Source organism: Ketogulonicigenium vulgare WSH-001 (assembly GCF_000223375.1).
GTDB classification, from domain to species: Bacteria; Pseudomonadota; Alphaproteobacteria; order Rhodobacterales; family Rhodobacteraceae; genus Ketogulonicigenium; species Ketogulonicigenium vulgare.
This window is the reverse complement of sequence record NC_017384.1, coordinates 2,407,698-2,432,068: the sequence shown is the minus strand read 5'-3', so window position 1 is coordinate 2,432,068 and position 24,371 is coordinate 2,407,698. Positions and strand designations below refer to the sequence as shown.

23 protein-coding genes and 1 tRNA gene are annotated in these 24,371 nt (G+C 63.2%); 10 read left to right on the top strand and 14 right to left on the bottom strand.

What is annotated here, in order from left to right; all coding sequences use genetic code 11:
- Nucleotides 1–1,212: a TIGR03862 family flavoprotein gene (locus tag KVU_RS12115; RefSeq protein ID WP_013385531.1), complete on the bottom strand. Its 1,212-nt coding sequence runs from the start codon at nt 1,210–1,212 to the stop codon at nt 1–3.
- Between the two features lie 102 nt (nt 1,213–1,314).
- Between KVU_RS12115 and KVU_RS12110 the strand changes: the two genes are divergently transcribed.
- The 4 genes from KVU_RS12110 to lpxK all read left to right on the top strand — a co-directional run bounded on the left by KVU_RS12110 (nt 1,315) and on the right by lpxK (nt 6,457).
- Nucleotides 1,315–2,844: a hypothetical protein gene (locus KVU_RS12110; RefSeq protein WP_013385530.1), complete on the top strand. Its 1,530-nt coding sequence runs from the start codon at nt 1,315–1,317 to the stop codon at nt 2,842–2,844.
- 69 nt (nt 2,845–2,913) lie between these two features.
- Nucleotides 2,914–4,281: a TldD/PmbA family protein gene (locus KVU_RS12105; RefSeq protein WP_013385529.1), complete on the top strand. Its 1,368-nt coding sequence runs from the start codon at nt 2,914–2,916 to the stop codon at nt 4,279–4,281.
- Nucleotides 4,281–5,492 carry a 3-deoxy-D-manno-octulosonic acid transferase gene (locus tag KVU_RS12100; protein WP_014538063.1) on the top strand — a complete coding sequence of 404 codons (1,212 nt, stop codon included), beginning with the start codon at nt 4,281–4,283 and terminating at the stop codon, nt 5,490–5,492. The genes KVU_RS12105 and KVU_RS12100 overlap by 1 nt, the downstream gene beginning before the upstream one ends.
- On the top strand, nt 5,489–6,457 hold the full coding sequence (gene lpxK, locus KVU_RS12095; RefSeq protein WP_013385526.1) for a tetraacyldisaccharide 4'-kinase: 969 nt from the start codon (nt 5,489–5,491) through the stop codon (nt 6,455–6,457). Before KVU_RS12100 ends, lpxK begins: the two co-directional genes overlap by 4 nt.
- Before the next feature lie 95 nt (nt 6,458–6,552).
- Here lpxK and KVU_RS12090 read toward each other — a convergent pair whose 3' ends face one another.
- Together KVU_RS12090 and rnhB are read right to left on the bottom strand one after the other, a co-directional pair.
- Nucleotides 6,553–7,656: a site-specific DNA-methyltransferase gene (locus KVU_RS12090; RefSeq protein ID WP_013385525.1), complete on the bottom strand. Its 1,104-nt coding sequence runs from the start codon at nt 7,654–7,656 to the stop codon at nt 6,553–6,555.
- An 87-nt stretch (nt 7,657–7,743) separates the two neighbouring features.
- Nucleotides 7,744–8,373 carry a ribonuclease HII gene (rnhB, locus tag KVU_RS12085; RefSeq protein WP_013385524.1) on the bottom strand — a complete coding sequence of 210 codons (630 nt, stop codon included), beginning with the start codon at nt 8,371–8,373 and terminating at the stop codon, nt 7,744–7,746.
- A 195-nt stretch (nt 8,374–8,568) separates the two neighbouring features.
- On the opposite strand from rnhB, the gene KVU_RS12080 reads away from it, so the two are divergent.
- Both KVU_RS12080 and KVU_RS12075 read left to right on the top strand, forming a co-directional pair.
- Nucleotides 8,569–8,850, top strand: coding sequence for a hypothetical protein (locus KVU_RS12080; RefSeq protein ID WP_014538062.1), 282 nt, complete (start codon nt 8,569–8,571; stop codon nt 8,848–8,850).
- Entirely contained in the window at nt 8,822–9,526 is a 705-nt protein-coding gene (locus KVU_RS12075; RefSeq protein WP_014538061.1) for a winged helix-turn-helix domain-containing protein, read from the top strand. Before KVU_RS12080 ends, KVU_RS12075 begins: the two co-directional genes overlap by 29 nt.
- Here KVU_RS12075 and mutY read toward each other — a convergent pair.
- Nucleotides 9,506–10,549, bottom strand: a complete 1,044-nt coding sequence (gene mutY / locus KVU_RS12070; RefSeq protein WP_060486227.1) for an A/G-specific adenine glycosylase — start codon at nt 10,547–10,549, stop codon at nt 9,506–9,508. The two genes, KVU_RS12075 and mutY, sit on opposite strands and share 21 nt — an antisense overlap.
- A 109-nt stretch (nt 10,550–10,658) precedes the next feature.
- Between mutY and KVU_RS12065 the strand changes: the two genes are divergently transcribed.
- Both KVU_RS12065 and KVU_RS12060 read left to right on the top strand, forming a co-directional pair.
- Nucleotides 10,659–11,177, top strand: a complete 519-nt coding sequence (locus tag KVU_RS12065) for a DUF721 domain-containing protein (RefSeq protein WP_236953110.1) — start codon at nt 10,659–10,661, stop codon at nt 11,175–11,177.
- Complete coding sequence (locus KVU_RS12060) at nt 11,174–11,821, top strand: DsbA family protein (protein WP_013385520.1); 648 nt, start codon at nt 11,174–11,176, stop codon at nt 11,819–11,821. Before KVU_RS12065 ends, KVU_RS12060 begins: the two co-directional genes overlap by 4 nt.
- Before the next feature lie 4 nt (nt 11,822–11,825).
- Here the strand turns inward: KVU_RS12060 and KVU_RS12055 are convergent, their stop codons facing one another.
- A complete protein-coding gene (locus KVU_RS12055; RefSeq protein ID WP_014538059.1) occupies nt 11,826–12,854 on the bottom strand; it encodes a LacI family DNA-binding transcriptional regulator in 1,029 nt (342 codons plus the stop codon).
- Between the two features lie 131 nt (nt 12,855–12,985).
- Between KVU_RS12055 and KVU_RS12050 the strand changes: the two genes are divergently transcribed.
- Nucleotides 12,986–13,061, top strand: a tRNA-Arg gene (locus KVU_RS12050).
- Between the two features lie 8 nt (nt 13,062–13,069).
- Here KVU_RS12050 and KVU_RS12045 read toward each other — a convergent pair.
- The 7 genes from KVU_RS12045 to hspQ form a co-directional block, all read right to left on the bottom strand.
- Nucleotides 13,070–13,819, bottom strand: a complete 750-nt coding sequence (locus tag KVU_RS12045; protein WP_013385518.1) for a metallophosphoesterase — start codon at nt 13,817–13,819, stop codon at nt 13,070–13,072.
- The gene (locus KVU_RS12040) at nt 13,816–15,489 is read right to left on the bottom strand and encodes an ABC transporter permease (protein ID WP_013385517.1); all 1,674 of its coding nucleotides are present in this window, start codon (nt 15,487–15,489) and stop codon (nt 13,816–13,818) included. The genes KVU_RS12045 and KVU_RS12040 overlap by 4 nt, the downstream gene beginning before the upstream one ends.
- A 25-nt stretch (nt 15,490–15,514) precedes the next feature.
- Entirely contained in the window at nt 15,515–16,468 is a 954-nt protein-coding gene (locus KVU_RS12035; RefSeq protein WP_013385516.1) for an ABC transporter substrate-binding protein, read from the bottom strand.
- Between the two features lie 11 nt (nt 16,469–16,479).
- A complete protein-coding gene (locus tag KVU_RS12030) occupies nt 16,480–17,571 on the bottom strand; it encodes an ABC transporter ATP-binding protein (protein ID WP_013385515.1) in 1,092 nt (363 codons plus the stop codon).
- A 69-nt stretch (nt 17,572–17,640) separates the two neighbouring features.
- Nucleotides 17,641–18,444 (bottom strand): SDR family oxidoreductase, encoded by an 804-nt coding sequence (locus KVU_RS12025; RefSeq protein WP_013385514.1) that lies wholly within the window; start codon nt 18,442–18,444, stop codon nt 17,641–17,643.
- A gap of 3 nt (nt 18,445–18,447) precedes the next feature.
- Nucleotides 18,448–18,903, bottom strand: a complete 456-nt coding sequence (locus KVU_RS12020) for a GAF domain-containing protein (protein ID WP_013385513.1) — start codon at nt 18,901–18,903, stop codon at nt 18,448–18,450.
- A 15-nt stretch (nt 18,904–18,918) separates the two neighbouring features.
- Complete coding sequence (gene hspQ, locus KVU_RS12015; RefSeq protein ID WP_013385512.1) at nt 18,919–19,245, bottom strand: heat shock protein HspQ; 327 nt, start codon at nt 19,243–19,245, stop codon at nt 18,919–18,921.
- A 200-nt stretch (nt 19,246–19,445) separates the two neighbouring features.
- Here hspQ and KVU_RS12010 point away from each other — a divergent pair, with 200 nt between their 5' ends.
- Nucleotides 19,446–20,033 carry a transglycosylase SLT domain-containing protein gene (locus KVU_RS12010; RefSeq protein ID WP_014538057.1) on the top strand — a complete coding sequence of 196 codons (588 nt, stop codon included), beginning with the start codon at nt 19,446–19,448 and terminating at the stop codon, nt 20,031–20,033.
- Nucleotides 20,034–20,039: 6 nt separating this feature from the next.
- On the opposite strand, the gene KVU_RS12005 is transcribed toward KVU_RS12010, so the two are convergent.
- Together KVU_RS12005 and KVU_RS12000 are read right to left on the bottom strand one after the other, a co-directional pair.
- A complete protein-coding gene (locus tag KVU_RS12005) occupies nt 20,040–20,657 on the bottom strand; it encodes a LolA family protein (RefSeq protein WP_014538056.1) in 618 nt (205 codons plus the stop codon).
- Between the two features lie 93 nt (nt 20,658–20,750).
- Nucleotides 20,751–24,371: a DNA translocase FtsK gene (locus KVU_RS12000; protein WP_014538055.1), complete on the bottom strand. Its 3,621-nt coding sequence runs from the start codon at nt 24,369–24,371 to the stop codon at nt 20,751–20,753.

Genomic DNA, 24,371 nt, shown 5'->3' with positions numbered 1-24,371 from the left:
TTAACCTGCCCCGCGCGCATTTGCCAACTGCTTCGCATAATAGACGGCGGCAGATTGCCCGGCGCGCAGACCGGTGGCAAAGCAGCCCGTTAGCAGATAGCCGCCGGTCGGGGCCTCCCAATCCAGCATCTCACCCGCCGCAAAGGTGCCCGGGCGCACGCGCAGCATCAGATCATCATCCAGCGCGTCAAACCGCAGGCCGCCCGCGACCGAGATTGCCTCGTCCAAGGGGCGGGGGCCAGCGTGGTGGATCGGCAAGGCTTTCAGCAGCGGCGCAAGGTCATCAGGCAGCGGCCGGGCGAATTCCTGCACCAATGCGATGGCGGCGGGGGCAAGGCCTATGGTTTTACGCAAGTGATTGGCAAGGCTTGACTTTCCACGCGGGCGAGCAAGGCGCTGGCGCAGATCCTCCACCGCCAGATCGGGAAAGAAATCCACCATCAGCGGCGCCTCTTCGCGCAAGGGACGCGACAACGGATAGATCCCGCCGCCCTCGATCCCGCGGGCCGAGATCACCCATTCGCCGCGACTGATCTGATCGCCCGCATGCAGCGCCGCGCCCTTGATCGGCGTGCCAAAATGCGGGGCCATATGGCCACTCCACAGCACATTCAGGCCCATATTTGCAGGGGCGAAGGGCGCGGTGTCCGGGATGAAATCCGCCCAGCCGCCATCGCTGCCCAAACGCGCCCAACTGGCACCACCGCAGGCCAAAACAGTGACGGCGGGCGTCAGCGCCTGCGGCCCCTGGGGCGTGTCGAACAGCAGCGCCTCGCCCTGCCACCCCGTCCAATGCCAGCGCGTGCGCAAGGTGACGCCAAGCCCGTCCAGCCGCGCCAACCATCCGCGCAGCAGGGGCGAGCCTTTCATCACCAGCGGGAACACCCGTCCGGTCGAGCCGGTAAACACCTGCTGTCCAAGGCGAATGGCGAAATCCTTGACCGCATCCGGCCCGAAATCCTGCAAGGCCATGCGCAGCGCAGGCTGCAACGGGTGGAAGGCACGCAGGAAATCCTCCAGCGGCTCGTCTTTGGTCAGGTTCAGCCCGGATTTTCCCGCCATCAGGAATTTACGGGCCGGGCTGGGCATCGCGTCGACAATCAGCACGCGCAGGCCGGCACGGGCCATCGCCTCGGCCGCCATCAGACCCGCTGGCCCAGCGCCAACGACCAGCGCTTCGCATGATTTCGCCTGTTGCCCTTGATCAACCATGCCCGCCCCGGTTTACGGCTTTTCATAAATTGAAAGCCCGTCTAGCATCTTGGCGGGTTACGGACCATCCAGCACAGTCAATTGTAGCGTGAAGGAAAAACGATGTCTCGGTTTCATAAGGTTGGCGGCGCAGCCGCATTGGCTTTGGTGCTGGCAAATCCGGCTTATGCAGATCTGACCGCAGATCAGCTCTGGGATGCGACCAAGGCAGGGATCGAGAGCGCCGTTGCGCAAAACGAGGGGCTGAGTGTTACAATCGGCACCGAGAACCGCACAGGCGATACCGTTACCCTCGCGGATATTGCGATCATCGTCGACAGTGCGCCCACTTATGTCGCGGTCAATATCCCGTCGATCACACTGACCTCGCGCCCTGACGGCACGGTGCTGATGGATCAGTCGGACAGCTATGATTTCGAGATCCGTATCGACGACCCCGAATCCACATCCGCGACGCCTGATCAGATCACCCTGAAACTGGTGGGTTTCCAGGAGAATGACGAGACGATCTTTTCCGGCACACTTGAGGATTTGCAGATCGCCTATAGCGTTCCGCGCTCGGGCATTCGGATGCCAGCGGGCGGTCTCAGCATCAGCGGCGCGGATGCAGCCGATGTCCCGCAGATCTCGGGCGAGCTGACCTATTCCGGCCTTGCGGGCACGTTGGGTTATAAGACCGAGGGCGCGCTGCTGTTGCTGGACAGCGATATGACGATCGCCAGCGCCGCGCTGTCGCTGAAAGTCGTCGACCCCCAAGAGGGGACATTTACGCTGAACGGCGCATTTGCGGAAATGAACGACAAGCTGGATGTGGCGCTGCCGCTGAATGGGCTGACGTCGATGCAGGCGGCCTATGACAACGGGCTGCGGATGGAGCAGGATTCGACCGTCGGGGCCAGCAGCTTTGATTTCACCATGCGCGGCCCGTATGACATGCCGATGGACGGCAATATGACCATAGGCAGCCTGACCAGCACCAGCAATATCAGCCGCGATCTGGTTGCGATGGATTTCGCTATGGGCGACGTTGCACTCAGCAGCAGCATGACCGGACCGCTGGGCACGATCGGTCGTTTCGAGATGGGCTTTGACATGGCCTTTGCCGAGACAGCGGATCTGCAACCCTATGCGATCACAACGAAAATCACAGATCTGGTTGCATCGGACATGATCTGGGCAATGGTCGATCCCGGCGGTCAACTGCCGCGCGACCCCGCCAGCATGGATGTGACACTGAATGGCGAATGGCAGGTGCAGGGCGATGTGTTTGACGAGGCGGCCTTGGCCAGCGGTGCAGCCACGATCATCCCGCGCAGCTTTGGCTTTGCGCCGCTGAACATCAGCGCGCTGGGTGCCTCGATCACTGGTGGCGGCACGTTCGAGCTGGGCCCGGATATGGATGCGGACATGCCCATCACCAATGGCAGCGCCGAATTCACCCTGATCGGCATCGACGCACTGCTGCAAAAGCTGAATGCGATGGGGCTGATCCCGCCGGATGCGGCGATGGGCGCGACCTTTGCGCTGCAGGGCTTTACCACGCAGGTTGATCCGCAGACCCGCACCACCAAGATCGAAGTGAATAACGGTGTCATCAACCTCAATGGCATGGTGATCCCCGGATTCCAGTAAATCGCGCTGCGGGCTGGCTCTTGGGCTTTGGGGTGATTACATTGCCCCAAAAGCCAAAAGGAAGACGCTATGCCTCTGGACCCGATGTCCGACCGCCATGACCTGGCCCGCATCACTGCCGCACTGCTGGATGCGGCGCGCAAGGCCGGGGCGACATCGGCAGATGCAATGGCCGTCGCGGGCACATCCGTTGCCATTGATGTGCGTGATGGCCGTCTGGAACAGGCCGAGCGTTCCGAAGGCATCGATATCGGCCTGCGCGTGATGATTGGTCAACGACAGGCGGCCGTGGGCGCATCTGACGCTCGCGATATCACGATCGAACGCATGGCCGAACGTGCCGTTGCCATGGCGCGCGAGGCCCCCGAGGATCGCTATATCGGCCTTGCCGACCCCAGCCAACTGGCCTCTGACCTCGATATGGCGCGGCTGGAGCTGTATGATGCCACCGCAGAGCCCGATCCTTCGGCGCTGGAATCCGACGCCCGTGCGGCGGAAGAGGCCGCGATGAATGTCGATGGTGTGACGCAGGTGCAGGGCACCTCGGCCGCCTATTCGCACCACAAAATCCATATGGCGGCCTCGAACGGGTTCGACGCGGGCTATATGCGCACGGGGCGGAACATTTCCTGCGTTGCGATCTCTGGCAGTGGCGCCACGATGCAGCGGGATTGGGATGCCGATACGCGGGTGTTTCAGGCCGATTTGCGCGACCCTGCTGATATCGGCCGCATCGCGGCCGAACGCGCTGTCGCCATGCAAGGGGCGCGCAAGATCGCCTCGGGCCATTTCCCCATTCTGTTTGACGAGCGGATCGCGACAACGCTGATCGGCAATTTGATGAATGCGGTGAATGGCTTGGCCGTTGCGCGCGGCAGCTCGTTCCTGCGCGATGCGATGGGCAAACAGGTGCTGCCCGCAGGCATGTCCCTGGTTGAGGAGCCGCACCGCAAACGGATCGGCGGATCGCGCCTGTTCGATGCCGAGGGGATCGCCACCCAGCGCCGCGCCATTGTCGAGGACGGCGTGCTGCAAAGCTGGACGCTGGATCTGGCCTCAAGCCGCCAACTGGGTTTGACGACGACCGCAAACGCCAGCCGCGGCACCTCATCGGCGCCCAGCCCCAGCGCGGGCAATCTGCGGCTGACGGCGGGCACGGCAAGCCGCGCGGATCTGATCGCACAGATGGGGACTGGCCTGCTGGTGACCTCGTTCATCGGCGCGACGATCAACCCAAACACGGGCGATTATTCGCGCGGCGCCAGCGGTTTTTGGGTCGAGAATGGCGAGATCCAGTTCCCCGTCCACGAAGTGACCGTAGCCGGTAACCTGCGCGAGATGCTGCTGAATCTGGTCGCCGCCAATGACGGACGCGAGGATCTGAGCCGCGTGGTCCCCTCATTACTGGTGGATGGCATGACAATCGCAGGCGCGTAATGGGTCTGTTTTCCCCGCTGGCAAAGCGGCGCGGCACGGCGGCAGAGGCAACGGCCCCGGCCCGCCCTGATGGCGTCTTGCTCTGGGTGCATTGCCCCAGCGCCGCCCGGCTGCCCATCGTGGCAAGCCTTGCGGCCAGCCTGCGCGCCGACGGGGAAGATCTGTCCATACTGGTCACCCTGCCCCCCGTGGCCAAGGACCAGATCACCGTGCCCGCCCCCACAGCGCGTGCGGATTTTATCATTACATCTCAACCTGTTGACGCCGCAGAGATCACCGCATTTTTGGACCATTGGTCACCCGATCTGCTGATCTGGATGGAGGGTGATCTGCATGCGCCGCTGCTGAAAGCCACGCATCTACGTGGCATTTCGGCGCTGCTGGTGGATGCGCATTCTGACCGTCTGCCGCCCCTGCGCGCGAACTGGCCCCTGCGGCTGAACAGCTCGCCCACGACCCTGTTCGACCGCGCGCTGGCCAGCGATGGTGCGACCGCACGCCGCCTGATCCGTGACGGCCTGCCGCCCGCGCGGGTCGAGGTGAACGGCCTTTTGGATTCTGTTCCCGCCGCCCTTCCCTATAACGAGGCCGAGCGCGCCGATATGGCCGCCGATCTGGGCACGCGACCGGTCTGGCTGGCTGCGGGCGTCACGCTGGCCGAATTGCCCGAGGTGATCTTGGCGCAGCGCAGCGCGCTGCGCAGTGCGCATCGGCTGCTGTTGGTGCTGCTACCCGCCGATCCCAAGGACGAAGGCGCTTTTGCCGCCGCGCTGGGTGCGGCGGGGCTGGTTTACGGTTTGCGCGCCGAAGATGATTCCGTGGATGAGACATCCAGCGTGCTGCTGGCGGATTCCGCGATTGAGCTGGGCCTGTGGTATCGGCTGGCCAGCATGACATTCATGGGCGGCACATTGCGCCCCGGCGGCCAAAGCCGCCATCCGTTCGAGCCTGCGGCGCTGGGGTCCGCCGTGCTGGCAGGCCCGAATGTGCAGCCCTTTGGTGCGGCCTATCTGCGGCTGGAACGGGCGGGTGGCGCGCGGCTGCTGCGCTCGGGCGAGGAATTGGCCGCGACCATAGACCAGCTGCTTGCCCCTGATAAAACAGCGAAAATGGCGCTGGCCGCGTGGCAGATCACGACGACCGGGGCCGAAGGCACGAACCGCATCGTCGATCTGGTCAAGCTTTACCTTGAGCGGCAGGGCGCAGCATGAGGGCGCCCGGCTTTTGGCAAAACCCGCCAGCGCGGCCCGGCTGGCAGGCTTATGTGCTGGCGCCGCTGGGTTGTCTTTATGCCCGCATGACCGCGCGCCGCCTGCGCCAAAGCGGGATGCGGGCGGATGTGCCGGTCATTTGCATTGGCAATATCAACGCGGGCGGCACCGGCAAAACCCCCACCGCGATGGCGCTGATTGCGCTGCTGCGTGCACGCGGGCATCAGGTGCATGTCGTCTCGCGCGGGTATGGCGGTAGTCTGTCCGGGCCGGTTCAGGTCGACCCCGCCCGCCATAGCGCGGCGGATGTCGGCGACGAGCCGCTGCTGCTGGCGCTGCAAGCGCCGACCTGGGTCGCGCGCGATCGCGCCGCAGGCGTGCAGGCGGCACAGGCGGCCGGGGCCGCGGTCGTGCTGCTGGACGATGGTTTTCAGAATCCGGCGGTGGTCAAAGACCTGTCGATTGTCGTGGTCGATGCCGCCCAAGGTTTCGGCAACCAGCGCCCGATCCCGGCGGGTCCCCTGCGCGAGGGATTGGCCGCCGGCCTTGCCCGCGCCGATCTGGTGCTGACCATTGGCGCGCAGGACCTTTTCACCACGCCGCTGCCCGTGCCGCGTCTGCAAGGCACGCTGGTGCCGATGGAGACGGGGATGCCATGGGCGGGCCTACGCGCCCTGGCCTTTGCCGGGATCGGCAATCCGGCGAAATTCTTTGCGACCCTGCGCGGCCTTGGGGCCGATGTGGTGGTGGAAAAACCGCTGGACGATCATCAGCCCCTGACCGAGGCGCTGATGGCGCGCCTGATGGCCGAGGCAAAGGCCGCGAGTGCCCGCCTTGTCACCACCGAAAAAGATGCGATCCGCCTGCCCGAGGCCTTTCGTGGCGAGGTGCTGGTGCTGCCCGTGCGCCTGCAGATCGCCGATGATACCGCGCTGATCGCCGCGCTGGAACGCCTTGGCCTATAAGCAAAAAACCCCGCCGAGGGCATGACCCAAGGCGGGGAGGCAGCGCGCCTTGTGGGACGCAAATACCAACCAAGGCGCTGACGTAAACTTTTGGATCAGTCGCCCATCTCGTCGCGGATCTGTTGGCGCAGCGCGTCGATCGGCACATTCTGCCCGTCGCGCTTAAAGTGCCAATAGGTCCAACCATTGCAGCTAGGCGCGCCTTCCAGACGGGCACCGACCTGATGGATCGAGCCGGTATGATCGGTCGCAACCAGCGTGCCATCGGCGCGCACCTTGGCGCTGTGGCGGCCGTTCAGGCTTTGCAGCTCTTCGCCCGGGCGCAACATGCCGCGCTCGACCAAAAGGCCGAATGCGACGCGCGGCTCGGCGCGTTTTGATGTGGTGACGGCCAGTGCCTCGGCCGACAGCGGGCGGACTTTGGCAAGGCGGCGGGTGGCAACCTTGCGGTAGCTTTCCTCGCGCTCGATCCCGATGAAATGACGGCCCAGCATCTTGGCAACAGCGCCGGTGGTGCCGGTGCCAAAGAATGGATCAAGCACGACATCGCCGGGATTGGTCGTTCCAATCAGCACGCGATGCAGCAGGCTTTCGGGCTTTTGCGTGGGATGCGCCTTGGCCCCGTCGTCACCTTTCAGGCGCTCATGTCCGGTGCAGATCGGCAGCACCCAGTCCGAGCGCATCTGCACCCCTTCGTTCAGCGCTTTCAGCGCCTCATAGTTGAACGTCGGCTTGGCATTTTCGGATTTCGCGGCCCAGATCAGCGTTTCATGCGCATTGGTCAGGCGCTTGCCACGGAAATTCGGCATCGGGTTCGACTTGCGCCAAATCACATCATTCAGCAGCCAATAGCCCTGATTTTGCAACTCGGCCCCAAGGCGAAAGATGTTGTGATAGGAACCAATGACCCAAATCGCGCCATTAGGTTTCAACAGGCGGCGGGCCTCGGCCAGCCAAGCGCGCGAGAACGCGTCATAGGCGGCAAAGCTGTCGAATTGATCCCAATGGTCATCCACGGCATCAACACGGCTGTTGTCAGGGCGGTGCAACTCGCCCTTCAGTTGTAGATTATAGGGCGGGTCCGCGAAGATCAGATCGATCGACGCATCCGGAAGCGCGCGCATTGCATCTATACAATCGCCCGCAATTATACTGTCGAGGGGTAGCGCTTGCGCGCCCCCTGCACTGGTTTTTGCCATTATACTGCCTCATCCCGGCGGATTTTTCCGCTCTCGTGTAGGGCGAAGATGGGCGAGGTTTGCGGCCAAGTCAAAATGTTTATTGTATCAAGGCGTTGGCTTTATGCCTTGATACAAGATGTTGTGCACAGGCTTGAACGAACGGCGATGATGCGGTGTTACCCCATGGGCAATCAGCGCGGCGCGATGGGCGGCGCTGGGGTAGCCGGCGTTCCGCTCCCAGCCATAGGCCGGAAACTGTTGCGCCAGATCCACCATAATGCGGTCGCGCACCACCTTTGCGATAATGGATGCGGCTGCGATGGAAAGTGATCTGGCGTCACCGCTGATCAGTGCCTCGGCGGGCAGGCTTAGGTCTTTGGGCAGCAGGTTGCCATCGACCAGCACGTAATCGGCAGGCAACCCCGCCAGCGCGCGGCACATCGCGACATGCGAGGCGCGCAGGATGTTCATCTCGTCGATTTCCGCGACAGTTGCATGGGCGATGGACACCTGCGCCACCGCCATAATCTGGTCGAACAGGGCATCGCGGCGCTTGGCCGATAGCTTTTTGGAATCGTTCAGGCCTTCGGGAATGTTCGCGGGATCAAGGATCACCGCCGCGGCCGTCACCGGCCCCGCCAGCGGGCCACGGCCCACCTCGTCCACGCCCGCGACGCGCGCAAAGCCACGCGCCTGCGCGGCCAGTTCAAAACTGTAATCGGGTCTATCTGTCATGGCGCATCCAGATCATTTCCGCGCCAAAAGGACAAGCGCGCCGCAGGCGGGACAACAGGACGGCGGCGCGCTCGGCCCCTGACTGCATGGGCCGCGGCTGTCAGGCAATAACAGCGGCGTGTCATCCAATGACCGCCCGCGCGGCGGGGCGATGATTTTCTTGCGATGCGGGCGGGACATGGGCAATGATAAGGGATGAAAGCTCTACCCTTCAGTCTTTTCATCATGCTTATGTCGATGGGCGCGGCCCATGCGGCCTGCTATGTCGATTACAAAGCCAAGCAGGACGATCCGCTGCGCCTGTTATATGGGGTTGCACAGATCAACGGCGAATGCAGTATCGCGGCTGCAACAGCCGAGATATCCGCGCGCCTTGCGGCGGCAGGTTGGCAATTGCTGGACGTGCTGGATACGTTCGACGAGACAGGGCTAGAGGAGCGACGCGCAAGTGCAGGGGAAAACTACCTCCGCTACTGAGATCAAGCTGGTGGGCAATCGCGCCGTCGCGATTGGCGTGGGCGCTGTGGTGCTGTTCCTTTCCCTTGCCGCCGTATTCTTGCTGGTGAACCTGCCGGACTCATCCGCCTTTGACAGCCGGGTCGAACAGCTCTTCGTTGAAAACGCCGATCTGACCGGCTTTGCCGAGCTGCGCCTGCTCGAGATCCTCGCCCAATCGGGCACCGCGTTTTCCGAGACGCTGGCCTCCTATCGGATGATCATTTTCGTGCTGCTGGTGTTTGCGGTGGCGCTGCTGATCGCCTCGATCACGTTTCTGGTCATCTTGCTGCAACAGAACCGCCGTATCGCGACGATTGAACGCAAGGGGATCGAGGTCAGCTCGCTGGTAGTGAACCGCGCGGAAAACACCGTCGTGCTGAATGATTTTGCGCTGAAGCTGACCGATGCCGCCATCGAGACCATCGCCGTTCTGGCCGAAGCGCGGATGGACGACGAATTCCTGACCGGCGCCGAGATCGAGGGCGTGATCACCGGTCGCAATGCGGTCGATTGTGACGAAGCGGCGGGCGCGACGCGGATCAAACGGCTGCGCGACACGCTGGGCAATCAGATGATCACCGAAATGCTGGTCAAGAATGTGGCGCGCCGCGGCTATGTGCTGGCAATCGACAAATCAGTCATCCAGGTAATTTAGCGCGATATCAAAGGCTTTGCGCATCACTGTCGGCAGGCCATTGGGATCGAGCGCGATGAAACTGCCACTTTCAGGATTCGCGCCCTGCCCGACATGCGCATAACAAACCGTCAGTTCCAAATGGAAATGCGTGAACGTATGCAGCGCGGGGTCAGGCGCGACCTGCCAATCAGCAGCCAGAGGCGGCGCGGCGGCGGGTTTATCCACGGCCCATTCACCCCCCGGCCATCCGAGCATACCGCCCAGCAGGCCTTTGTCCGGGCGACGCTCTAGCAGATAGGCGCCATCGGCGCGGCGCGCGATATAGGCGGTGCCACGGCGCAGCGGCTGCGGCTTTTTCGGCAGTTTGCGCGGCAGCGTGGCGGCCGTGCCAGCGGCGCGGGCAAGACAGCCAGCGGTCAGCGGGCAAATGACGCAAGCCGGGCTTTTGGGGGTGCAGATCGTCGCGCCCAAATCCATCACCGCCTGCGCGTAATCACCGGGGCGGGTGTCGGGCGTCAGGCGGGCGGCATGTACGGTCAGTTCGGGTTTCGCCTTGGGCAGCGGAGTCTCAACATTGAACAGGCGGGACATGACCCGCTCGACATTGCCATCGACCACGGTTGCGGGGACGTCATAGGCAATCGCCGCCACCGCCGCCGCCGTATAGGGGCCAACGCCCGGCAGCGCCAAAAGCCCCTCTAGCGTCTGCGGAAAGACCCCGCCGTGATCGGCGACCACGGCGCGGGCGCATTTGAGCAGGTTGCGGGCGCGGGCGTAATATCCCAGACCGGCCCAAGCCTCCATCACATCGCTGTCGGGCGCGGCGGCCAGATCCTGCACGGTTGGCCAAAGGGTGGTGAATTTCACATGATAGTCGCGCACGGCGGCAACGGTGGTCTGTTGCAGCATCACCTCGGACATCCAGACGTGATAGGGGTTCGGGCGCACCCCCGCCTTGCGATCAGCGGGCGAGACGCGCCAGGGCATTACCCGCGCATGGCGGTCATACCAGTCCAGAAGTTGGTCGGATTCGACGATCATGTCTTTTACGGACAATCGGCCCCTGCCTTTACGCTGCACGCATAGAATTTAGCGGATTTCTTTGACAGATCCCTTGGCCAAAGGCCAGTCTTGGCCGTATTATCACGCCATGAAACCCAGATCAGGCAGCAAATTCCGACTGACCGGCGCGCTGGTCGCGCCGCAGATCCGCAATGCCAGCGAAGAGCGTGGCTTTGCCGTCGTCCGCCTGCTGACGCATTGGCCCGAAACCGTAGGTAGCGCGCTGGCCGCGACCTGTCGGCCCGTCAAGATCAACTATGGCCGTGGCGGCGTTGGCGCGACGCTGGTGCTGCTGACCACCGGCGCGCAGGCCCCGATGCTGGATATGCAGCGCGACGCGATCCGCCAGCGCGTGAATGCCGTCTATGGCTATAATGCCATCGCCAAGGTTTTGATCACCCAAACCGCCGCCACCGGTTTTGCCGAGGGTCAGGCCGCGTTTTCACCGGCGCCGCCCCTCGCCCCGCCCGCAAAATCACCCGAAGTTCAACGCGCAGCTGCAGGTATTACACATTCTGTTCAGGACACGGGTTTGCGACTTGCGCTTGAGGCGCTTGCGGCCAATGTTCTCGTCAAATCAAAAGGCAAGCCCAAGGGGAACCTATGACCATCATCCGTAACGCCGCCACCGCGGCCGCCATTGCACTTGCAGGCAGCTTTTATGCAGGCACTGCCATGGCACAGGACGCCGCCGCCACGACCGAGGCTGCCGCGCCTGCCATCACCGAGATGGCCGTCGGTGCCGAGGACGCGCCGATCACCTTTATCGAATACGCGTCCTTCACCTGCCCGCATTGCGCCAACTTTCACAACAACCAGTATCAGCAGCTGAAAGAGAACTACATCGACACCGGCAAGGTGCGTTTCGTGTTCCGCGAAGTGTATTTCGACCGCTTTGGTCTGTGGGCCTCGATGATTGCGCGCTGCGGCGACAACAATACCCGTTTCTTTGGCATCAACGACCTGCTGTATGAAAACCAGCAAGGCTGGATCGGCAGCGGCGACCCTGCCGAGATTGCCAACAACCTGCGCGCCATCGGCCGCGAGGCGGGCATGAGCGATGCCGCCATCGACGCCTGCATGGCGGACCAAGCCTTGGCCGAAGGTCTGGTCGGCTGGTTCACCGAAAATGCCGAGCGTGACAATGTCACCGCAACGCCGACGCTGTTCATCAACGGCCAGCAATACGGCAATATGAGCTATGAGAACCTGGCGGCCATTCTGGACGCCGAGCTGGCGAAGGCCCAGTAAACCCTTAGCGGGCGGGCCGCAGGGTCTGCCCCTTTTGCAAGACGGGGGTCAGCGTCACGCGCTGGCCCCCTTCCATTTTCGGGTCGATGTGGCGCGCGGCGATAATCTCGGCCGCTTTTTGACCCGCCTCGCGGCGGCAGGCGTCCATCGTGGCAAGGCGCAGCGGCAGACCATCCAGCAATTCAATATTGTTGAACCCGGCAAGACCGATATCGCCCGGAATATCGCGACCCCGCGCGATCAGTTCCAGCAATCCGCCCGCGCCGACCATGTCATTGGCATAATAGATGAAATCGAGATCCGGCGTCCGCTGCAGCAGGCGGACGGTTTCCTCGCGCCCCTTGGCCAGCGCGGAGGATCCGGCATAGATCGTGCGATCCGCAATCGACAGGCCATGCGCGGCAATCGCGGTTTCAAAGCCCTCAAGACGTTTGCGGGCGCGCAGGTCATGTTCCATCCCGGTGCCGACAAAGCCGATCCGCTTGTAACCGGCGGCGGCGATGGCATCGCCCATCTTTTGACCCGCGCGGCGCTGGGAAATACCAACCATCGCATCAACCGGCTCGCCATCCACGTCCAGCACCTCGACCACGGGGATGCCAGCGCGTTTCATCATGGCGACGCTGGCCTCGGTATGCTCGAGCCCCGCGATAATCACACCGGCGGGACGCCATGACAGCATCTCGAACAGGACTTTTTCCTCTTTTTCAGGCGAATAATCGGTGACACCGACGACAGGCTGCAGGCCGGTGCCGTCCAGGGCCTCGGAAATGCCCGATAGCACTTCGGGGAACACCAGGTTTCCAAGTGACGGGATCACCACCGCGACCAGATTGACGCGCTGCGACGCCAGCGCGCCTGCGATCTTGTTGGGCACATAGCCAAGGCGGCGGGCGGCCTCCTGCACTTTCAGGCGCGTGGCCTCGGATACGTCGCCCTTGCCGCGCAGCACGCGGCTGACGGTCATTTCGCTGACGCCCGAGGCTTCAGAAACATCACGCAGAGTCAGTAGTCGCTGGCGCGGTCGTGTCACGTTAGATCCTCGGGCTTCGTCATTCGAATGACATTAGCGCCTAGCCCGCTGTTTTCATAGACCGCTGCATACCGAATTTGGGGCAGCAATTGACCTTTGCCTGAAAATGAGGACAAGGGAGGGTGCTGGACGGCCCCGTAGCTCAGGGGATAGAGCGACCGCCTCCTAAGCGGTAGGTCGGTGGTTCGAATCCACCCGGGGTCACCAGTCTGATTTCATCGTGGCAGTGAAACCGTATGGCTGATCATCTGCGCGCCTTGCCAGTGGTGCAGCTCTAACCTTGGCGTCGTTGCCATTGGCCGGTGCGGTGCCGCGCCCGAAAACGACAGCCCCAACCCATGCCCAATGGCTGGTGCGGTACTGCACGACACGCCCTGCCACAGGGCGCTGATGGCGCGATGGCTGTGACCTGCGATGAGCCGCACGATCTGGCCCGTTTGTAGCATATCCGCCAGCACCGCCCGCCCCGCAAACCCATGCCGCTCCAGATGCGGCAGGCCGGTGGGGAATGGCGGGTGGTGCAGCGCCAGCAGCACCGGTTTTGACGCGGCGCGCAGTTGCGCATCTAGCCACGCAAGATGGCGCGCCTCTAGCCCCGGCAGGCCGTTTGGCAGCGTCGTTTCCAGCGTGATCAGATGCAGATCACCAAGATCCGCGGTAAAGCTCAGATGATCGGGGGCGAAATCGGCCCAATTTTGGAATGCAGCGCGAAAGGCGTCGGGGTCGTCGTGATTTCCGGGCATCGGCAGCACGGGCACGGGCGCCGCGTGCAGCAGCGCCAGCGCGGGGCCGTAATCACTGGTGCTGTGGTCATTGATATCGCCGGTCAGCACTATGGCATCGGGCTGCACATCCAGCGCGCGGATCGCCGCAAAGGCGTCGCGCGTGGCCTGATAGGGATCATGGAACGGATCGGCCCCATCCGCGCGCAGATGCAGATCGGTCAGCTGCGCGATCAGCGTCACAACAGGTTCCCCCGCCGCCCCATCAGCGACAGCACGATCAGCGGCAGTGCTGTGGTGATGATGATCGTTACAAAGGCCATTGCCATGCCCAAACCCACCGAGCCTTGTTCGAATTGCCGCCAGATATAGGTCGAAATGGTGCGCACGCCGACCGGCGCCACCACGACCGAGGCCACAAGTTCGCGCGTTGCCACCGCAAAGACAAGCAGCATCGACGCCAGCAGGCTGGGCGCGATCAGCGGCAGCAGGATGCGCCGGAACGCCACCATGGGACGGGCGCCAAAAACGCGGGCCGCGGCCTCGAGGTTGTCGCCCACCTGATGGAAGGCGGCCGTCGCATAACGCACCGGCTGCGGCAGCAGGATGCAGCAATAGGCCAAAAGCAGTATGAAAACAGTGTTATAGGGCGTCATCGGCAGCCAAGGCTGGTTCCACGCCAGGATCAGCCCGACCGCCACCACGATTCCCGGCAAGGCCGATGGCAGGATCGTCAACACATCCAGCAGCCCCCTGCCCCTGGCCCGCGATTTCACCACCGCATAGGCCGAGACCGCCCCCAGCAGCCCCGCAAATAGCGCGGTCGCCACGCCCAGCGTCAGGCTGGTGCCAAGGGCGCGCAGCGCGCCGGTGCTATCCGTCAGGATCGCCGCAAAATTGTTGAGCCCCATATTCTGCCACGCCAGCCCGCCCGAGATCGTGCGGCTCAGGGCCGTCGCCAGAATGGCCAGCAGCGGCAGGATCGTGGCGACAAAGCCGACAAGCGCGAACAGCGCAACGACCGGAACAGTCCACGGCCCCAGCGCCCTTTTCGCGCCGCCTTGCGGTTTGCCGGTGGTGGTCTGCCAATTCTTGCGCGTCAGAATCCAGCGTTGCAGCAAGAAGGCGCCAAACGACAGCGCGACCAGCACCAGTGACAGGATCGCAGCCCCCGGCAGGTCAATCGGCCAGTCCGAAACGCGCAAGTCAATTGCCGTCACCAGCACGTCGAATCCGGCGCGACGCCCCAGCGCGGCGGGGGTGCCATATTCCTCAATCGCCATGGAAAAGACCAACAGCAGGCTGGCGGCAAGCCCGGGCGTCGACAGCGGCAATGTGATCCGCCAAAACGCGCGCAGCGGCGTCGCGCCAAACACACGGCCGACATCGGCGTAACGCGCGCCTACCGCCTCGACCGTGCGCGAGACGGCAAAATAGATCACCGGAAAAGCGTTCAGCATCATCACGAAAACAATGCCGGGAACCGAGAACAAAAACCCCGCCAGATCAAAGCCCAGCAGCTGATACAGATAGCCGCGCGGTTGCAGCGTCATGATCCAGCCCAGCGTCGCGATATAGGGCGGGATCATAAAGGGGATCAGGAATAATACATCCCACAGCAGCGCCCCCGGCACGCGAAACAGCGCGCGCATCACCGCCAGCGGCACGGCAACCAGCGCAGAAAGCAGTGCGACCGCCACCCCCAGCAACAGCGTATTGCCGGTCATGCCGATCAGTTTCGGATCTGCAAAAGCCGCCGCAAGCGCGCTAAAAGGCGCAGCCAGCGAGCCGCGCCCCAGTTGCGGATAGACCGCTTGCAGCAGGATGAACAGGAAAGGCACGGCCACCACGACCAACAGCCCCGCCGCTGCCAGAATGACAACGGGACTGGTCTGCGACTGCGTCTTGGCCATGCTTTGTCTTTCTTACTGTGCGAACTTACTGCGCGAAGGTTTCGGCGAAAGTGGCCAAAGTCTCGCCGCGCGAAGCATAGACCGCAGCCGCATCAATCGGCAGAATCGTCAGATCGGCGATCAGCGGACGGTTTGCCGCCACATCGCTGCGCGCGGGCATCAGGTTCTGGCCCGCGACAATCGCCTGACCCGCATCCGACAGGATGTAATCGACGAAGGCCTTAGCATCATCCTGATTTTGCGACCATTCCATGATCATCACCGGGCGGGGCGCGATCACCGTGCCGCTGGCCGGAAAGATCACCTCGATCGACTCGCCTTTGGCCTGACCGTTCAGCGAGATGTAGTCCACTGCACCGAACACAGCCGCTTTTGCGCCTTGCAGGACGGGGTTCAACGCCTCGGCATTGGCGCCGGCAACGATGGCGTCATTGGCTGCAAGACCGTTGAACAGATCCCAGCCTTGGCTGCTGGCCAGTGCGGCGACCAGCTCGAACGTCGCGCCCGATTGGGCGGGATCGGGCAGCGTCACGAGGTTGTTGAAATCAGCGCCGGTCAGGTCCGACCACTCGGTCGGGCGCGGCGTGCCGGAATTGGGGTTCCACGCGATGGCAAGCGCCGAGACGCCCTGTGCGACAGCGGTGTCGGTTTTCAGAAAGTCCGGCACGCTGGCGGCGTTCGGGCTGGTATAGGGCAGCAGCCAGCCGCGTTCGGTAAAGTCGGTTGCCGTATCCCACGACGCCGAGATCAGCACATCAACGACGGGATTTGCGGCCTCGGCCTCGATCCGGGCCATGACTTGGCCGGTGGTCGCCTGAAAGAATTCGATATTGATGCCGGTCTCGGCCTTGAACCCCTCGGCCAGCTGTTCGATCAGCGCGGCGGGGCCAGCGGTATAGACGGTGACATCGGCAATTGCGGCTTGCGCGGCAAAGATCGCAGCGGCGGCAGTGCTGGCGCGCACAAATGTGGTCATCATGGATCTAGTCCTTAGACGAGGGTTAGGGAGCTATCGCCCGCTGGGAACCAGCGCAGGCGGTCGGAGATGATCTCCAATCCGATGCGATCCCCCGGACGCATGCGGATATTGCTTGAAAGCGAAACGGTTTGCGGCGCGGTGCCGCCATCCAGCGCAACCGCGACCGCATAGGCGGTGTCACGGTATTGAACGCCCGTCACCGTGCCGGTCAGATCGGCCGCATCCAGCCCGACAACACGCAAAGCGCGCGCGGTGATCAGCAGGCGCGCGGCGGCGCTATCGGGGCCAGCCAGCGCAAAGCGGCGCCCACCAGATGCCCAACCTACACCGCTGCGCTGCATGTCGATGACCGTGCCAAGGCGTAGAAATTCCGCGACTTTCGCGCTGGCGGGGGATTCGATCAACTGATCGGGAGGGGCAAGCTGGGCAATCATGCCCGCCTCCATCACCGCGACCTGATCGGCAAGGGTCAGCGCCTCGGACTGGTCATGGGTGACATAGATTGCGGTCAGGCCAAGGCCGCGGATCAAGGCCCCCAGCTCGGCCACCATCACCTCGCGCAGCTCGCGGTCGAGGTTCGATAGCGGCTCGTCAAACAGCACGATATGCGGCTCGGCCACGATAGCGCGGGCGATGGCGACGCGCTGCTGCTGGCCGCCGGACAAAGCTGCGGGCGAGCGATCCGCCATCGCGCCAAGGCCGACACGCTCCAGCGCCTCGGTCACGCGGGCCGTGCGATCAGCGCGGGGGATTTTGCGCATCTCGAGGGGGAAAGCGACGTTTTCGGCAACGCTCATATGCGGCCAAAGGGCGTAATCCTGAAACACCATGCCCAGGCCGCGCCGCTCGGGCGGCAGGAAAACGCTGTCGCTGGCCATCACTTGGCCGTCGATATGCACCTCGCCCGCCGTGGGCGCCAGCAGGCCAGCGACCAGACGCAGCAGCGTGGTCTTGCCGCAGCCCGAGGGCCCCAGCAGCGCAAGCGTTTCGCCGGGGTTCAGCGCCAGATCAATGCCGCGCAGGATTTGGGTATCGCCATAGGTCAGCCGCAAGTCACGCGTGGCGACGGCAGGCGTTTGGACGGGGTGGTTCGATTGAAACATTGTGATCGCAAAGCGGCTTCTTTCCGCCGCATCTACGATCTGACTGCGAAGCTTTTATGACGGATCTTGTTATTCGCCCGCGCCCAACAGGGCCTGCAATCCACGCCTGTAATCGGGATACAGCAGGCTGACGCCCAGATCCGCCTTGATCTTTTTGTTACAGATGCGGCGGCTTTCTTCATAAAAGCTGCGCGCCATCGGGGTCATCTCGGCGGTGTCGAAGTCTTCCAGTGGCGGCACGGGCAGGCCCGCAAGCCCTGCGGCATAGGCGATCACATCCGCGTTGGGCGCGGGCAGATCATCGGCCAGATTATAGATGCCGGGCTTGCGCTGCACCATCGCGGCCAACAGCACCTGCGCAATGTCATCGACATGGATGCGCGAGAAGACCTGCCCCTCGCGGTGGATGCGGCGCGCCTGCCCGGCCCGCAACCGCGCGAAAGGCGCGCGGCCCGGCCCATAGATACCCGCGATGCGAAAGATATGCGCCTGGTCCGACACATCCGCCCAGGCGCGTTCCGCCATCAGGCGATCCGCCGAACGATTGGCGACGGGGCTGACAGGCGTTTCCTCGTCCACCCACGCGCCCTGATGATCGCCGTAAACGCCGGTGGTGGACAGATAGCCAAGCCAATCGGGGCGGCGATGCGCCACCAGTCCCGCGACGGTGGTAAAGAAAGGGTCCTGCCCCCCGACCGGCGCGGCCGAGATCAGGATATGCGTCGCCCATGCAATATGGGGCGCAAGATCGCTGCCCGGCCATTGGATTGCGGCACCGTCGCTGCGGGATGTGCCGCGCAGCTGCCACCCTTCGGGCAAAATTCGGGCCAGCGCCTGCGCGACATAGCCATGGCCAAGGGTCAGCAGCCGCATGATTTACACCGCCGCGAAGGTGCGATCCAGCAGCGCCTGCAGCGCATCGGCGTCGGCTTGTGTAAAGGCATCGGGCAGGTCGCTGTCGATATCAAAGACGCCAATCAGATGGCCCGCGCCATCGCGCACCGGCAGCACAATCTCGCTGCGGGTCGAGGAGGAACAGGCGATATGGCCAGGAAAGGCCTCGACATCCGGCACCAATTGCACCTCGCCGGTGCGCGCCGCCGCACCGCAAACCCCGCGCGAAAAAGGGATTTGCAGACAGCCGTGACCGCCCTGATAGGGGCCGATTTTCAGCATTTCGGGGGCGGTGACACGGTAAAAACCCGTCCAGTTGAAACGGTCATCCGCGTGATGCACTTCGCAAGACAGGGTCGCCATCAACGCAACCGCATCTGTTTCCCCTTCGACCAGCGCCGCGACGGTTTTGGCAAGCTCGGTATAATCGACAGTCATGATTTTCCGCTATGGTTAGTTTAGCTGCACTTGCAGCGCATAGACTCCATCCGTCAGATGGCCGAACATATTGGGCACATCGGGATGGTCAACGGGATCGCCGGTTGGGTCCAGCACCAGGTTCTGCTCGGACACATAGGCGACGTAATAGGATTCGGCGCTTTCGGCCAGCAGGTGATAGAACGGCTGATCTTTGCGGGGGCGGATGTCTTCGGGGATCGACTGATACCAGCCTTCGGAATTGGCGAATTCGGGGTCCACATCAAAGACCACACCGCGGAACTGATGCACGCGGTGCCGAACGATCTGCCCCAGATGAAATTTAGCGCGCCGCGTCTGCATTTTTTCTCCTGTCATGGGGCAATCATGCTGGATTTACGGCGGCATGTCCATGCGGGCACCATGGGCCGCCCCGCGCGTCCGACACGTCTGCGTGAGGGAACCGGCAGGAACGCGCCCGCGTAAAATCCCATGGTTCCCAAAAGCCGACCCTTGGGTTACACTTTCCCCCAATATAATAATAAACATGTGGCCCGAGGCAGATGAGCAGAACCATTCGAGCCCTGTTGCTTGTGATTCTTGTCGCAGGCTGTGGGAGCCGTGAATTCAGCGCCCCCCGGAATCTGGACGACGCGTGCAGCATCGTTGCACAGCGCCCGCAATATTTGCGTGCCTTCCAGCAGACCGAGCGCACATGGGGCATTCCGGTCGCCGTGCAGATGGCGATCATTTATCAAGAGAGCAAGTTCATCGGCAATGCACGCCCGCCGCATCAATATGCGTTGGGTGTCCTGCCGATCGGGCGACAATCCTCGGCCTATGGCTATAGCCAGGCTTTGGATGGCACGTGGGATGATTATCTGGCGTCTTCTGCGGGCCGATCACGCGCGCAGCGCCATGAAATCCGCGACGCGACCGATTTCATGGGCTGGTATATGACCGCCACCACGCGTGAATTGGGTATCCCCCTGAACGATACGCGTAACCAATATCTGGCCTATCACGAGGGCCGCGCCGGTTATCGCCGCGGCACCCATAATTCCAAGGCATGGCTGGTGCGTATCGCCGCCGAATTGGAAGGCCGGGCGATCATGTATGACGCCCAGCTTCGGTCTTGTGGCCGGATCTAGCCGGGTTTAACCGGCGCGCCGCATCTCGCTTTCGATATTAAAGATGCTGTCGGAAATCTGCCCACCAATGCGGATTTCCGAGAGTGTCGTCGTGGTGCGACCACCGGCCTGATCAATCACCGTCCATTGCCACAGAGTCATCGGGCTGATCTGAAAGACCAGCTCGATCGCGCCGTATTCGGGGTGGCTGGGGTCCTGCGCGGTGACAATCGCGCGGTTGCCGTCCACCTGCATGCCGCGCACCATATTACGACGGCCAAGGTCGACGTTGCGCTCTAGAATGATATTCAGCGGCGTCTGGTTCAGCGGATAGCGATCCGGCGGCAGGTTCGAGCGTGGATCAAAAATCGCAAGCTGCCCGCCCGAGGCCAGCATCCGGCCATTATCCGGCGGATCATATTCGAACCGCATCCGGCCCGGCCGCTTGATATAGATCGCGCCTGCCGATTGGCTGCCGTCTGCATTCGCCTGTGTGAAACGCCCCTCGGCGGTGGTCAGCCCGTTCAGATAGGCTGAAATATCGTTCAGCGTGACTTGCTGTGCAAAGGCGGGCAATGCGCCGCCCAAGGTTCCTGCGCTCAGCGCCATCGCGCTGGCCAAAAGGTCACGTCGGTTTAGTCTCATCTTTCAATTCCCCCAAGGGCCATACCCTATATGTCGGGGGAGGGGCGGGGCAGTCAATGACAGCCCGGCCGTTAGGCGATAACAGAGCCGTGCTTACGGCTCGGGTAGCAAGATTTCGCGCTTGCCGACGTGGTTTGCGGCGGTCACGACGCCTTCTTCTTCCATTTGCTCGACCAAACGGGCGGCTTTGTTATAGCCGATGCCCAATTTGCGCTGGATATAGCTGGTCGAACATTTGCGATCGCGCGCGACAATTGCGACGGCCTGATCGTAAAGCGCATCCTCGCCCGAGGAATTGCCCCCGCTGTTCAGGCCCAGCACCGCGTCGATATCACCCTCGATCTCGTCATCAGGACCCTCGACCACACCCGATTGATAATCCGGCGGCCCATAGGTTTTCAGATAGTTGACGATCTCTTCGACTTCCTCGTCGGACACAAACGGGCCGTGGACACGGGTCACGCGCCCGCCGCCTGCCATGTAAAGCATGTCGCCCATGCCCAAAAGCTGTTCGGCCCCCTGTTCGCCCAAGATCGTGCGGCTGTCGATTTTCGAGGTGACCTGAAAGCTGATCCGGGTCGGGAAGTTCGCCTTGATCGTGCCGGTGATCACATCGACCGAAGGCCGCTGCGTCGCCATGATCAGGTGAATGCCCGAGGCGCGCGCCATTTGCGCAAGACGTTGGATGCAAGCCTCGATTTCCTTGCCCGCAACCATCATCAGATCGGCCATCTCGTCGACGATGACCACGATGAAGGGCAGCAGTTGGGGCTGGGTTTCCTCGGTCTCAAAGATCGGATCGCCGGTTTCCTCGTCAAATCCGGTCTGGATCGTGCGGCTGAACATCTCGCCGCGCGCCAGTGCATCGCGGACGCGGCCGTTATACCCTTCGATATTACGCACGCCCATGCGGGACATCTTGCGATAGCGCTCTTCCATCTCGGCCACGACCCATTTCAGGGCGACAACGGCCTTTTTGGGATCGGTCACCACGGGCGACAGCAGATGCGGGATGCCGTCGTAAACCGACAGTTCCAGCATCTTGGGGTCGATCATGATCAGGCGGCATTCATCCGGCGACAGCTTATACAGCAGCGACAGGATCATCGTGTTGATCGCCACCGACTTACCCGAGCCGGTGGTTCCCGCGATCAGCAAGTGCGGCATTTTGGCGAGGTTGGCGACAATCGCCTCGCCGCCGATGTCCTTGCCCAGCGCCAGCGGCAGGCGCATCTGTTCATTGCCATATTCGCGCGCCTCGAGGATCTCGCGCAGCACGACCTTTTCGCGATGGGCGTTGGGCAGTTCGATCCCGATCACCGAACGCCCCGGCACGGTCGAGACACGCGCCGACAGCGCCGACATCGAGCGGGCGATATCATCAGCAAGACCGATGACGCGGCTGGCTTTCAGACCCGGCGCGGGCTCTAGCTCGTACATCGTCACCACGGGGCCGGGACGGACCGAGACGATCTCGCCCTTGATGCCATAATCATCCAGCACCGATTCCAGCAGGCGGGCGTTTTCCTCTAGCTGATCGTCGGACAGGTCATGGCGGGTGATGTCGGTCGGGTCGCTCAGCAGCGCGATCGGCGGCAGTTCATAATCGGCAAAGCGACTTTTCTCGACCTTGGCGCGGGTGGCGGATTGGCCAGCGCGTTCCAGCCCGCCAAGACCGACGGCACGGGTCACGCGCGCCTCGGGGCGGGCGCGGGTGTCGCCGGTCGCCTCCCAGCTTTGGCCCGCATCCAGCAGCAGATCCTCGCCCAGATCCGCCATATCGGGGTCGAAAATGTTCAGCGGCGGCTCGTCCGCAATATCATGCAGCGCAGCATTGGTGTTCGCCGTCAGATCCAGCATCGGCGCAGGCGCCTGGCTGTAAAGCGGCGCGGCCATGGGCACGGTGGTCTTGGGCAATACGGCAGCGGACGCATCCGGCAGGGCGCTTGGCACGGCGCTTGGCATGCGCGGGCGCGCCGGCGTTGGCGGCACGGCGCGGGCCGGCTGTTCGGGTGCGGGGGCCGCGCTGCGCGGGCGATGCGGCATCGGCGGCAAGACATGTTGACCGCTGTCAACCACAACAGCGGCGGATTTGGGGCTGTGAAAATGCGCGGGCCGCGCGGCTTTGGGTGGCAGGGCAATGCCGTCGGCCATCACCGCATTGGCCATAACTGCAGGCGCCGCCGCCATCACAGTTTCCATAACAGGGGCCGCTTGCACAGCGGTCTCGGCCACGAACATCGCATGGCTAGCGGTCAAAGGCGGCTCGATCCGCTGACCTGGCTCTGCCATCACCATCCGGCGCGGACGCGGCGCGGGTTGCGGCGCCACCAATGGGTTGATCACGCCCTCATCATCCTTGCGCGCGGCAATCGCCTGCGAGATTTTGCTGCGGATACGGTCGCCATCGGGCATGTCCACCGCGCCGCTGCGCGGGGCGCGGGGGACCAGCTCGGGTTCGGGCATCTCGGTGCTGCGGGAGTTTTCAATCCCGGCCGCGCGGCGCAACATCCCCGATGCACGCGATAAAAAGCCCGCCTGTTCACGCGGCGCGTCATCCGCCTCGTCATAGCGGTGAATATGGGGCGCGACATCGGCGAAGCTGGGCGGATAGGGCGCGGGGCTGTCGCCAAAGTGGCGCGGCATGTCATCTTCGTCCAGCGGCACATGGCGCGCCTCGGGCGGCGGCGGCACGGGCGAGGCCATGCGCGGTGCAGCCTGAGTTTGCTGCGGGCGGATGACAGCGGTGCGGCGTGCCTCGGATACGGGCGCATGCATTTGCGGCTCTGGCTGCATCTGCGGTTGCGGCGCAAAACGCGGCATCTCCCGCGCATCAAAGCGCGGATCATTGCGCGAGAACATACTGCCCTGCCCGCCCAGCGTCACCTGCGGGTGGCGGTCGTCATCGCCGTAATCGTCGTAATCACGCTCGTCCTCAAAGACGAAATCCTGATCATCGGCATAGCCATAGGGCGGCAGATCCTGCGCCAAAGGCGCGCTGCGGTGCTGGCTGCGGCGCGCATTCAAGCCCTCGGATGCGCTACGCGACAGCGCCGCGCCGCGATCGGCCGCACCTTTGAGGAAGGTGGCCCCCGCCATCGCCCCCGCCAGCGAGCCGCCAAAAACGGCGGCGGTGGTGCGACGCGCCTCGCGCAGGGTGATGCCCAGCGCATAGAAAATCAGCACGGCCGAGGCGCCGAACAGCAGCATCGACAACATACCGGTCGCAAAGGAATTGCCGATAGGTATCAGCGTCAGCACCATCGACAGGACGGTGTAACCCAGCATCCCGCCAGCGCGATAGTTGAAGCTGCCCTGCCCGTCGGGCGCAAGTGTCGCCAGAAACAGCGCCGAGATCACGATGGCGACGGGAATGAAGGTCGCGCGGGCCATGGCGCGTTCTTCGCCCCGATGCAGCACGAAACGCAGGCCCCAGACCACCATCGCCAGCGGCACGATCCACGCCGCCTTGCCCACCACCATGAACATCGGATGCGACAGCGAGGCCCCCAGCGGCCCCAGCCAATTGCGCACCGGCGCGTCGGTGGCGTTCAGCCAGTTCGGGTCTTCGGGCGAATGGGTTACCAGCATCAGCCACACCAACAGGCCCGCAAAGGCAACCAGCCCGCCGATCACCTCTTTGCCGCGGCGCTCGATCAGGCTTTGCAGGTCACCGCCCAAAAGCGGGTCGCGGTCGCGTGTTGGATAGGCCAT

Coding starts and splice junctions, on each gene's coding strand:
- KVU_RS12115 (WP_013385531.1), bottom strand. CDS start 1,212: ATGGTTGATCAAGGGCAACAGGCGAAATCATGCGAAGCGCTGGTCGTT.
- KVU_RS12110 (WP_013385530.1), top strand. CDS start 1,315: ATGTCTCGGTTTCATAAGGTTGGCGGCGCAGCCGCATTGGCTTTGGTG.
- KVU_RS12105 (WP_013385529.1), top strand. CDS start 2,914: ATGCCTCTGGACCCGATGTCCGACCGCCATGACCTGGCCCGCATCACT.
- KVU_RS12100 (WP_014538063.1), top strand. CDS start 4,281: ATGGGTCTGTTTTCCCCGCTGGCAAAGCGGCGCGGCACGGCGGCAGAG.
- lpxK (WP_013385526.1), top strand. CDS start 5,489: ATGAGGGCGCCCGGCTTTTGGCAAAACCCGCCAGCGCGGCCCGGCTGG.
- KVU_RS12090 (WP_013385525.1), bottom strand. CDS start 7,656: ATGGCAAAAACCAGTGCAGGGGGCGCGCAAGCGCTACCCCTCGACAGT.
- rnhB (WP_013385524.1), bottom strand. CDS start 8,373: ATGACAGATAGACCCGATTACAGTTTTGAACTGGCCGCGCAGGCGCGT.
- KVU_RS12080 (WP_014538062.1), top strand. CDS start 8,569: ATGAAAGCTCTACCCTTCAGTCTTTTCATCATGCTTATGTCGATGGGC.
- mutY (WP_060486227.1), bottom strand. CDS start 10,549: ATGATCGTCGAATCCGACCAACTTCTGGACTGGTATGACCGCCATGCG.
- KVU_RS12065 (WP_236953110.1), top strand. CDS start 10,659: ATGAAACCCAGATCAGGCAGCAAATTCCGACTGACCGGCGCGCTGGTC.
- KVU_RS12060 (WP_013385520.1), top strand. CDS start 11,174: ATGACCATCATCCGTAACGCCGCCACCGCGGCCGCCATTGCACTTGCA.
- KVU_RS12040 (WP_013385517.1), bottom strand. CDS start 15,489: ATGGCCAAGACGCAGTCGCAGACCAGTCCCGTTGTCATTCTGGCAGCG.
- KVU_RS12035 (WP_013385516.1), bottom strand. CDS start 16,468: ATGATGACCACATTTGTGCGCGCCAGCACTGCCGCCGCTGCGATCTTT.
- KVU_RS12030 (WP_013385515.1), bottom strand. CDS start 17,571: ATGTTTCAATCGAACCACCCCGTCCAAACGCCTGCCGTCGCCACGCGT.
- KVU_RS12025 (WP_013385514.1), bottom strand. CDS start 18,444: ATGCGGCTGCTGACCCTTGGCCATGGCTATGTCGCGCAGGCGCTGGCC.
- KVU_RS12020 (WP_013385513.1), bottom strand. CDS start 18,903: ATGACTGTCGATTATACCGAGCTTGCCAAAACCGTCGCGGCGCTGGTC.
- hspQ (WP_013385512.1), bottom strand. CDS start 19,245: ATGCAGACGCGGCGCGCTAAATTTCATCTGGGGCAGATCGTTCGGCAC.
- KVU_RS12010 (WP_014538057.1), top strand. CDS start 19,446: ATGAGCAGAACCATTCGAGCCCTGTTGCTTGTGATTCTTGTCGCAGGC.
- KVU_RS12005 (WP_014538056.1), bottom strand. CDS start 20,657: ATGAGACTAAACCGACGTGACCTTTTGGCCAGCGCGATGGCGCTGAGC.
- KVU_RS12000 (WP_014538055.1), bottom strand. CDS start 24,371: ATGGCCTATCCAACACGCGACCGCGACCCGCTTTTGGGCGGTGACCTG.